General features: G+C 48.5%; 8 protein-coding genes and 1 pseudogene. 3 read left to right on the top strand and 6 right to left on the bottom strand.

All coding sequences use genetic code 11. The annotated features are described in order from the left end of the window. Positions 1-1,175: 1,175 nt before the first annotated feature. The 4 genes from repA (NWP14_RS26805) to NWP14_RS26790 form a co-directional block, all read right to left on the bottom strand. The gene (repA, locus tag NWP14_RS26805; RefSeq protein WP_064361015.1) at positions 1,176-2,048 is read right to left on the bottom strand and encodes an incFII family plasmid replication initiator RepA; all 873 of its coding nucleotides are present in this window, start codon (positions 2,046-2,048) and stop codon (positions 1,176-1,178) included. Beyond that, positions 2,041-2,112, bottom strand: coding sequence for a RepA leader peptide Tap (gene tap / locus NWP14_RS26800; protein ID WP_072351837.1), 72 nt, complete (start codon positions 2,110-2,112; stop codon positions 2,041-2,043). The genes repA (NWP14_RS26805) and tap overlap by 8 nt, the downstream gene beginning before the upstream one ends. A 223-nt stretch (positions 2,113-2,335) precedes the next feature. Then, complete coding sequence (repA, locus tag NWP14_RS26795) at positions 2,336-2,593, bottom strand: replication regulatory protein RepA (protein WP_064361014.1); 258 nt, start codon at positions 2,591-2,593, stop codon at positions 2,336-2,338. A gap of 213 nt (positions 2,594-2,806) precedes the next feature. Next, positions 2,807-3,343 (bottom strand): phospholipase D family protein, encoded by a 537-nt coding sequence (locus NWP14_RS26790; protein ID WP_064361013.1) that lies wholly within the window; start codon positions 3,341-3,343, stop codon positions 2,807-2,809. Positions 3,344-4,155: 812 nt separating this feature from the next. On the opposite strand from NWP14_RS26790, the gene NWP14_RS26785 reads away from it, so the two are divergent. Both NWP14_RS26785 and NWP14_RS26780 read left to right on the top strand, forming a co-directional pair. Further along, complete coding sequence (locus tag NWP14_RS26785) at positions 4,156-4,728, top strand: cytochrome b/b6 domain-containing protein (RefSeq protein ID WP_001515348.1); 573 nt, start codon at positions 4,156-4,158, stop codon at positions 4,726-4,728. A 199-nt stretch (positions 4,729-4,927) separates the two neighbouring features. Then, positions 4,928-5,851, top strand: coding sequence for a cation diffusion facilitator family transporter (locus NWP14_RS26780; protein WP_000167917.1), 924 nt, complete (start codon positions 4,928-4,930; stop codon positions 5,849-5,851). A 256-nt stretch (positions 5,852-6,107) separates the two neighbouring features. On the opposite strand, the gene NWP14_RS26775 is transcribed toward NWP14_RS26780, so the two are convergent. Further along, on the bottom strand, positions 6,108-6,749 hold the full coding sequence (locus NWP14_RS26775; protein WP_001567361.1) for a recombinase family protein: 642 nt from the start codon (positions 6,747-6,749) through the stop codon (positions 6,108-6,110). 167 nt (positions 6,750-6,916) lie between these two features. Between NWP14_RS26775 and NWP14_RS26770 the strand changes: the two are divergent. Next, positions 6,917-9,862 (top strand): annotated as a pseudogene (locus tag NWP14_RS26770) (Tn3 family transposase); the annotation flags it as partial. On the opposite strand, the gene NWP14_RS26765 reads toward NWP14_RS26770, so the two are convergent. Beyond that, complete coding sequence (locus tag NWP14_RS26765) at positions 9,805-10,464, bottom strand: hypothetical protein (protein ID WP_375216244.1); 660 nt, start codon at positions 10,462-10,464, stop codon at positions 9,805-9,807. The pseudogene NWP14_RS26770 and the gene NWP14_RS26765 sit on opposite strands and share 58 nt — an antisense overlap. Between the last annotated feature and the right edge of the window lies 1 nt (position 10,465).

Below are 10,465 nucleotides of genomic sequence, written 5' to 3'. Positions count from 1 at the left end.
CGATCAACAACCTGTTTGACTGCTTCAGTTTTAAACTCTTCGGGATAACGCTTACCGCTCATGGGCACCTCTCTTTAAGCCATCTTAAATGACTCTGAGGTGTCTGTTAAACCCGTGGCGATTCAAAGAGCTGTTGATATCAGACCGGCAAGCAAAAAGCCATACCTGGCAAAGGACAAACACGTCATCAAAAACTCCTCTTCTGAAATGTTATGCAATTAAATGTAATAATTAGTAATTTTATGTCCATTAAATTTTCACAATTGAGCATAAAGTTCACGTTGCTTAATCATGTTTCAGATGCGCGTCAGCGCATGGGAGGCGTTTACGCCGGAGACCCCGCAGCGAAGCGAGGACAAAAAAAGCATTACGGCTTTAGCCGTAATCTCCCCCCTTCCTGCCAGACCCGAATTACCGCATCAAAAAACAACACTGAAGCTGCTGTACGCGGTCGGAGTGGCCCCGACAAGGCGTAGCCGCAGTCGGGGCGTATCTCCGCGTTAGCGGGCCGTAGGGCCGCTTACGAGCGTGTACCAGACAACTAACCGCAGCTCCACCCACAGCGACGAAGAAGAGTAGTTACAACACCCATCATTAAAAGCGATGTCTTCCCCGGCCTTCGGCCGGGGGCGGCGGCGCTTTTCAGTGGTGGGGAGGGGCTCGGGGTCGCAGAACGGCGCCCGTGTTTTTAAAAAGGGATTCATTGAATGATGTAACTAATATGTGCGCTGGCTATATGCCCGTCGCTTGCCGGCGGGAGGTACTTCTGGATCTGAGCGACGCGGACGCTTGCGACCGCTGTTAGCGAAGGCCTCATTGAGACTGTCCACAGGACAGACGACGAACAGGTTGGTCCTTGAGACGAAAGAGATTCAGATCTTTAAAAGAGGTACAGAGCAGGTATTTAAAGGGAACCATGCGGTCTGTACCCCTCTACGACAGGCAGCCTGAAAGCCTGTCGGTGGTAGCCTTATGAATAGTTCCCTTGCACTTAAATGGGGATAAGTAAAATCCGCCCCAAAAGCCGGCATCCTGAGCCGGAAATTTCATCCTCGACGCTGGATAATTTGACGCTGACCGGTGTGGCCATCATAAAAGTGGGCAGAAATCAGCCGCGCCCGGGAGACAGACGTGCGAAAGTCTCCGGCGCCAGCCGGATAACAAAAACAGGAGGGTTATATGGGGTCGGGGTACGGCGCCAGGCGGGTATAGTTATTGCCCCGGGACATAAGCATCCGTTCAGTCACGCGGCGCTCAACCTCGCGCTTCAGCGCGTCATGGTCGCCTCTAAAGCGGCCGGTAGCATATTCCCGGGTCAGCTGCTGACGAACACGCGTTACGATATCCTGACGCTGGCGCGAAGCATCCCGGCGGGCGGTCGCCCGCTTCTGGCCATGAGATTTACGCTCAGCCTGGTAGCTGCGAAAACGCTCGCGTACAAATCGCCAGGATTTGGCGATCAGTTCATCCATCCCCAGCTGCGGCAGGCTTTGTTTTTTGCGTTGTTTGTTTTCCCACTCCACGCGACTACGACGTGCGGCCACGACAGCCACATCTGACACATCCAGAGCCTGAAAAAGAGCCGGCGTGAACGTCATATCCGTCGGGATGTTGCAGCCGATCTGTGGGTCGTATTCCGTTGTATAGGTGATCAACCCCAGCTCAGACATAAACCGCAGCGCGCGGGTCGCTCGCGAGATAGACAGGTTTCCACTGGCGGATTCCGTGGCCAGTCCGCACTCGATGGCCATATTGGTAATCGAGCGCTGAACGCGATTGGCAAGCGGATCATAATGAAAGCACATTGCCTGGAGAAGCGCATCAATCGCACGCCGGCGCAGAACCGGAGGCATACGCCGGCGCATACCCAGTGAGCGGGCAAAGGCAACATGGATTGAAAAATCAAAAGTAGAGGTGAAGCCTTCGGCTTTGGCCATCAGCTTACGACAAAACGGCAGTGTCTTTTTACCTTCACGCGCCAAAAAACGCGGTTCGGCATTTTTTACCTGAACGTAATGGAATGAATCTTTGGCATCCTGGTCAGTCACCGCTTCCTGCGCTTATGTTGCATGGAAGGAGTGCGCACAGAAGGTATTGAACTTTTCTGAGCATAAATCTATACTCCCTGCATAGAGCAACAAACTCTATGCAGTTTTAGTAGGCCCCGGTAATCTTTTCGCTCCGCCAAGAATGAAGAAGATTATCGGGGTTTTTGCTTTATGATTCTAGAAAAACCTTTCTACAGAACCAGTTCCCTGCCACCTTACGGCGTGGCCAGCCATGAAAATCTAAACTTTCAGTAATCTAGCACCACCCTCTTATACAAGCAAGGTTGTTATCCCATAACGTTTTTTGACTCAGCATCCTGAATCAATTTGCTGAATAACTCGGCCTGGCTTAAGCCGCTTGATGCACACATTTCCAGAAATTTCGTTTTTAACTCGTTAGGAACAAGAATTTTAATTTCTTTGTGGGTTTCTCGCCTGCGTGCAACAAAATTCTGTTGCCGTTCAGAACCGCTCATTGGATGGCTTTTGCGCTGAGAGCGTTTTGAATTCTTTGAGGAAGAGACAACATCTTCTGGCTGTGGCATACCCACCTCTCCAGGTTACTGATTGAGTCTGAAAAGGAGAATACTACAACTCTTACATATCCTGCAAATCAATAGCTTACTTTCAATTTGAAAGATAATTTTTCTAAAATTTTAACTGCGGGATATCGGTGAAGACGAAATTACAAAATGAAAGATAACGATGTTGGCGCAGCGCTACCTTTTAAGCGAGGATTCTCAGTAGTTACAGCGCATTTAATAAGTACTCCTCCAGTCCTCCCCCATCTCCCACCGGGATTGCCAGTGCTGCAGGTAGGTATCAGCCAGGACGGGATAATCCCGGATGACCAGTGCATTTTCTGAGTTACTGCGCGCGGCTGCGCGGGAGAAATTGAATGACCCGGTTTCCACGTTTCGACCGTCGGTGATGATGACCTTGTCATGCATGATTTTAAACTGGCTGACCGTACGCACTGGGATGCCGGCGTTGACCAGCAAATTCATCGCTGCCGCACCGGCGCTCCCTTTCGCATTATTCGCTTTCCAGTCGAGTACCACTTTCACGTCGACACCCCGCTGCTTCGCCTGAATCAGCGAACGGGACACTTCCGGGGACGTAAAGCTGTATCCCATCAACCTGATACTCTTCTGTGCGGTATCGATGGTGTTCAGTACCAACTGCAGCGCCGAACCTTCCGGGGAAAATCCAGCCTGAACGGTTGGCTGGGCAACCGCACCGCCGGAAACCAGTAAACATACCGACAAAACCCCTGAAATGGCTGAATGTTTCATATCCGTTATTTCCCCTTCGCTTTATTTATTGCCTGCTGGAGATTCTCAGCCTCTGTCATGCCTGAAAATACGGTCGTATTTTCTTCCGTAGCACCCTTAACAGGCATAATAATGATGCCTGGCGTTCCCGTCAGACCAATATCTGTGGCTATTTTATTAATATCTTCCAGCGTGCTGTTAATCGTATCGATTGTTTTAGATTCAAACCTGGCGCCTTCGGATACTTTATTGATGACATCTTTCGTTAGCTTCCCTTCATTAAGGGGTCAGTTTGGATATCGAAAATTATTGTACGTTAAGGTGATTTTTTGTACCTCTGAGCTGTGGTAGAGCTTGACCACTTTGACAGGCAGCTTTGAGCGAGAAGCGGACATTGCAGACTGCCCAGTAGAAAAAGTGCTATCAGAATTATCTAAAGGAAGATCGTATTTACCATGTCTCATTCTAACTGTTTAATAAATTACAAAAATTAAAATTTCCATTTAATATCATCGCGTTAAGCAAGAGAATTAAACCTCTCATTTAATTTATGATTCTTATTTAATTCATGAGTTGGTGTAAAAATAGGTTGCCGCACTATAGAAAGACACATATTTAAACCCAGCAGGAAATCATATTTGAAAGTAATGTGTTTAAGGGGCTGCGTAACAAGAACAGCAAGTAAACACATAGTAATAACAGTTACCATTCCCATTTCGCAAGTGGCCATATCAGAGGTGAACTAATGCCTGCTGCAATTTTAAGAATTAAGGTTATCCTAATGATTCTTTTGTATGATTAAGATCATCGATAAATTTACTAAGGACTCATTAATGAAATTGCGACTCTGGAATCTATTACCCCATGATTACGCTCCTTTTTTTCGTATTCTTCACATCATTGTGGCATTTCTAATATTATCACAAATTATTAACTCTAATCTGACAGAGACCGAAGCAATTGGTGAACATAGTCTTGAAGGAGTTATAACCTGGATGCACATTATTTCAGGGTTAGGACTGATTATTTGTGGTTTTATTATGTTAAGTTGGATGCTTACTCAAAGAGGTTTTACTTATTATTTTTCATGGGTAGGGCTTGACTTTAGTGGTATTAAGCAAGATATAAAAACGTTGACTAGTTTCCGACTGCCCGATGCACATTCGGGAGGTATTGCCAGTACAATCCAAGGATTTGGAGTTCTAGCATTGCTAATTGTAGCACTTTCAGGTGGCCTATGGTTCTTGTTGAATACCATGCAGTCAAATCTGGCTGAAACAGTAATCCACTGGCATAAGTTCTTTACTACTTTCATTGAGGTCTATTTTTATGCACATGGTGCAATGGGAGTTTTGCATATTTTAATTGAAAAATATAAAAGCCGCTCAGTTAACCTAAGTGACTAATCTGTTGTGAGATAATATTACTTCAAGTTGAAGAAAACCCTAAAAATAAAATTTAGTTTACTAGAAGATGAAACAGCACTTGCAGAGACTTTTTAATTAAATTTAATAAAAACGAAAAAATATTCATGGCGAAATGATTGTTTAATTATCTATCATGGATAGAAATGTGAGTTAGTCGTCCTATTTTAGGAAGTTAATAATGACTAAAACAAAAGGGTTACCTCGTCCGCTGACGCACTACGCTTGGCTTTCCATTGCCACGGCTATTGCCACTATCGGACTCAAAGGTGTGGCGTGGAAAATGACCGGTTCGGTCGGTCTGCTATCTGATGCCATCGAATCCGTAGTTAACCTCGCAGGAGCCCTAATGGCGCTCTGGATGCTGACCTTGGCTGCGCTTCCGGCCGATGAGAACCATGCATATGGGCACGGCAAAGCCGAATATTTCTCGAGTGCTTTCGAAGGATTTCTGATCCTATTGGCGGCAGCCAGTATCGCCTATACCGCAGTTGAGCGGATGTTAACTCCACAGCCGCTTGAGGAGATTGGTCTCGGATTACTGGTTTCAACAGTCGCATCAATCCTTAATTTTGTGACGGCTCGCATTTTGTTAAGGGCTGGCAGGCAGCACAACTCTATCACTCTTGAGGCAGATGCTCATCACCTGCTGACCGATGTCTGGACGTCGGTCGGTGTCATTTTTGGTGTCGGACTGGTTTATCTGACCGGCTGGTTTTGGGTCGATCCGATCGTTGCATTGCTGGTCGCAGCCAACATCGTTTGGACTGGTTATCAGCTTATGAGTCGTTCAGCTGCAGGTCTGATGGACGTATCGCTACCCACGGAAGAACTCAAAAAAATCGAGTCACTGCTGGCAGGATATCGTGAACAGGGGCTTGATTTCCATGCACTACGTACACGCCAGGCTGGCGGGCGGGCGTTTATGACAATGCACATCCTAGTTCCTGGGCGATGGACTGTTCAATATGGGCACGACTGGGCCGAGCGTATAGAGAATGATATCCGCACCGCACTGCCTTTTATCCATATCACCACTCATGTGGAACCGTTGGAAGATCCCGCGTCAATGAACGACCAAACGCTCGACATTTCTGATCACTAAACTAACCACATGTCGCTGGTCGGGCAGGGTAACAAACCTCGCTCTACAAAAATTTCAGGTATTCTCTATAATTCTGAGGGTACTTGATGTGACCTGCGCCCAATTGTTGGGCACGCAATATTTTTAAAAAGTCCGCTTCTGGCACACAGCGGACTTTCCTTACATAGATGATGCGTCAGGCTGCTAATCACAAAAGTTGTTACAGGGCGCTAACTATTAGGCCATGACTGCAAATAAACACCGTTATTCCAGCCTTTCAGGCAGTTTCATTATTTTTATGAAGCGCTTGTATCCGGCAAACCTGTGAAGCACTGTAGCCTGTAGCATCCGCCGTTTCCCGGATACTCAGTTTCTTTACCTGCCGGTAGTACAGGACTTTCTGATGCCGTTCCTGATCGGCCTGCTTACCCCGGTACTTTCCAATTGTATGAGCCCGCTCGATTCCCTGTTTTTGCCGCTGGCGGCGGCTCAGCCAGTCCTTATGTGACATTGCGGCCATCAGATCGATAAGCATGTTATTGATGGCGGTTATTACTGCGCGGGTTATCGGGTCGGCCTGCGAAGGGTCCTTATCTGACAGTGCCTGCCATGATGTGGGCACATCAAGACTGACAATTCGCAGCTCATGTTGTTCTATCTGTTTTTTTAGCGTCATCCAGTCGCTGTTGCTGAGACGTGTCAGACGGTCTATCTGCTCGACCAATAAAATATCATTGTGGTGACTGTCCATCAGTAAGCGCCCTAGTTCCGGGCGCTCAAGTTTTGTGCCACTGATATTTTCCCGGTAGTAGCTGGCGATTTTATGCCCCCGTTCCTGGACGAACTGCTCCAGCATCTCTTTTGCCCGATCGGCGAACTGGTCTTCCGTCGATGCCCTTAAATAAGCTCTGATGAACATTTTCCCACCGCGTTATCGCATTTAGGTTATTGCATTTATTCTATCGCATATAGGTTATGTCATTTATCGTGTGCCGTCACGTTTTGGTTGTGGCGTCAAGGTGTACCCTTATGCGATAAGCATTCTTGTTAAAAATACCGAACCGAATAATTTATGAGGGAAACTATATGGCAAGGAGGCAGATTCTTTCTCTGTCGGAAAGAGAATCATTACTGGCATTGCCAGATGATGAGTTAACGCTGACCCGAATGGCCTATTTCAGTGAGCATGATCTGGCACTTATCAGTGCTCACCGTAAACCTGCCAGCCGTTTTGGTTTTGCCGTCCTTCTTTGCTACCTGAAAAATGTCGGCTTTGCTCCGGATAAAAAAATCCCACCCTCTGATGCGCTGCTGAAGCATATCGCCAGCAGGCTAAAGCTTACCGGGGATCTCTGGCCTGCTTACCTTTCCGGCAGGGATACGACCCGGCGTGAGCATTTAACCGAACTGTACCGCTATCTTGGCGTAAAGGCGTTCACCGGCAAAATACAGCAGGACGGTATTACGCACCTGTTGTCGATGGCGACGCGCACCGATAAAGGTATTCTCCTGGCCGAAGAGTTACTGGTCTGGCTCCGGCAGAACAACGTGATAATTCCCGCGATTGATGTCGTGGAGCGGACCTGTGCGGAGGCCATGGCTGGCGGAGATAAAATCGTATTTCAGACCCTGAATGCCCCGTTAACTCCGGCGCACCGGGATGCCCTGGATCGTTTACTTGAGTCATCAGATAATCAGCCTTCCAGGCTGACATGGCTTCTGCAACCGCCGGGTAAAATCAATGGTAAGAACGTACTGCAACATCTTGATCGGCTCAGCAGCATTGAATCGCTGGCATTACCTGAAGGTATAGATCGTACCATTCACCAGAACCGGTTGCTGAAACTGGCGCGGGAAGGCCGAAAGATGAGTAGCCGGGATTTGACCCGATTTTCAGCAGCCCGCCGTCATGCGATCCTGGTCTGCGTGCTGGAAGAAGCCAGAGCCACACTGACAGACGAAGTGATTGAGCTGCATGAACGAATGCTGAACAGCCTTTTCAACAAAGCCAAAAGAACACAGGCTGAGCGCCTTCAGCAGACCGGAAAGCTGATCCAGTCCAAACTGAGGCAGTACATCGATGTTGGTCAGGCGCTGTCTGATGCCCGCGACTCCGGTGGCGATCCATGGCTCGCAATAGAAAACATACTCCCGTGGCCTGAATTTGTCGCCAGTCTGGAGGAAACACGCCATCTCGCCAGAAAAAATAATTTTGACCCGCTGCATATTATTACTGAGAAATACAGCACATTACGGAAATATGCCCCGCGCATGTTGTCCGCTTTACAGTTAGTCGCAACCCCGGCAGCACAACCTCTGGCTGATGCGCTGGTTGTGATCAAGGATATGTACCGGAAGCAGTCACGTAAAGTTCCGGCGACTGCGCCGCTTGAGTTTGTCCCTGAAAGCTGGCGCAAGGTGGTGATTACACCTGCGGGTATTGACCGGCAGTATTATGAATTTTGTGCGCTCAGCGAGCTTAAGGGAGCGTTGCGCTCCGGGGACATCTGGGTTAAAGGCTCACGCCGCTACAAAAATTTTGATGATTACCTCATTCCCGAAAAGGACTTTGACAAACTCACACCGGCGCTGCCACTGCCCGTATCTGCTGATTATCATGAGTACATTGCCAGCCGTATGACTCTGCTTCAGTCCAGACTTGAAGAGGTCAATGCCATGGCTGCCCTTGGTGAACTGCCCGATGTGGAAATATCCGACAAGGGCGTAAAAGTCTCTCCGCTGGATAACTGCGTTCCGGCACAGGTTTCACCGCTGGCAGAACTGGTTTACAGCATGCTACCGCGACCTAAAATCACGGAAATTCTCGACGAGGTAAACTGCTGGACGACGTTTACCCGTCATTTTTCGCATATAAAAAATGACATTACCCGTCCCGATACCCGCCAGCTCCTCACCACCATTCTTGCGGATGGCATCAATCTTGGCCTGACCAAAATGGCAGAAGCCTGCCCCGGGAGCACCAAATCATCACTCGAAGATATTCAGGCATGGTATACCCGCGACGAAACCTATTCAGCCGCGCTTGCTGAGCTGGTAAATGCGCAGGGAAAAAGACCACTGGCGGCATTCTGGGGAGACGGAACAACGTCATCATCAGATGGACAGAATTTCAGAACAGGCAGCTCAGGCCGCTACGCAGGGCAGGTTAACCCGAAATATGGGCAAGAACCTGGACGTCAGTTTTATACCCATATTTCGGATCAATACAGCCCGTTTTACACCTGCATAATAAGTCGGGTCAGGGATTCAACCCATGTTCTCGATGGTTTGCTGTATCACGAAAGCGACCTGGAAATCAGGGAGCATTACACCGATACAGCTGGTTTCACCGATCATGTCTTTGCCCTGATGCATCTGCTAGGCTTTGCGTTCTGTCCACGAATCAGGGATCTCCACGACAAAAAGCTGTTTATCAAAGGGAAAGCAGACCAATACCCGGCGCTTCAGTCACTGATATCAACAACCAGCCTGAATCTGAAAGAGATCGAAATTCACTGGCGTGAAGTGCTGCGCCTGGCAACCTCGATAAAGCAGGGAACCGTGACGGCATCCCTGATGCTTAAAAAGCTTGCCAGCTACCCCAAGCAAAACGGACTTGCCAAAGCACTGAGGGAAATTGGCCGTATTGAACGAACGCTGTTTATGCTCGACTGGTTCCGCGATCCGGCACTTCGTCGGCGGGTACAGGCGGGACTGAATAAAGGAGAAGCCCGTAACGCGCTGGCGCGCGCGGTATTCCTGCACCGTCTGGGTGAAATCAGGGATCGTAAACCGGAAAATCAGAGCTACCGCGCCAGCGGACTGACGCTGCTGACGGCAGCTATCTCGCTGTGGAATACCATCTATATGGAAAGAGCGGTCGATGCCCTGAAGCGTAAAGGGATGAAGATCAACGAGCGACTGCTATCGCATTTGTCCCCGCTAGGCTGGGAACACATCAATCTTACAGGCGATTATATCTGGAAAAGCAACCGGATACCGGCTTCCGGTAAGTTTCGTCGGCTGCGGCCAGCTAAAGTAGGAAGGTCAAAAAACGACCTTAACGTACAATAATTTTCGATATCCAAATTGACCCCATTAAGACCGGTAGCATAAATACCGTTATGATATTTCAGATAGGCATCAGCCCCTTTTTCTTTCCAGACCTGGAGTCCTGTCTTTGCAGCCAGCAGCGATTCAGACCAGCGACTACCAAACACGGGCCATTCCATGAAGTAGTAGCGAACATGCGCATTGTTCTTCATCACTTTCTCCAGCTCCGGCGCCAGCCGACTACACCAGATACACTGATAATCGAAGAACTCGGCGACCATCACTGTTGCGTCAGCAGGACCATAAGACGGGATACTGTGGTTCCCCTGAATGATCGACGCATAGGCTAATGCTGCCGTTTTCAGACTGGCGGTTTGTTTCTCCTGCTGCTGTTCCTGCAGTTTCTCACTCATCTGAATCAGAATGTCGGGATGCGCACGCATATAATCAGCGGCTAATTCACCGATTCGTTCCTCCTGTGGCGGAGTAAATAAATCTGGCGGCCTATTTTCTTGTGCGAAACCATTTGTTATTTCACTGGCAAATACAGCCGACATCAGTAATACCGATTTAAGTTTCATG

Origin of the sequence: Klebsiella sp. C349492 (assembly GCF_042055345.1) — a bacterium.
Classification (GTDB): Bacteria; Pseudomonadota; Gammaproteobacteria; order Enterobacterales; family Enterobacteriaceae; genus Klebsiella; species Klebsiella scottii.
Note: the sequence above shows the minus strand (reverse complement) of the source record. Positions and strands in the feature narration are given on the sequence as shown.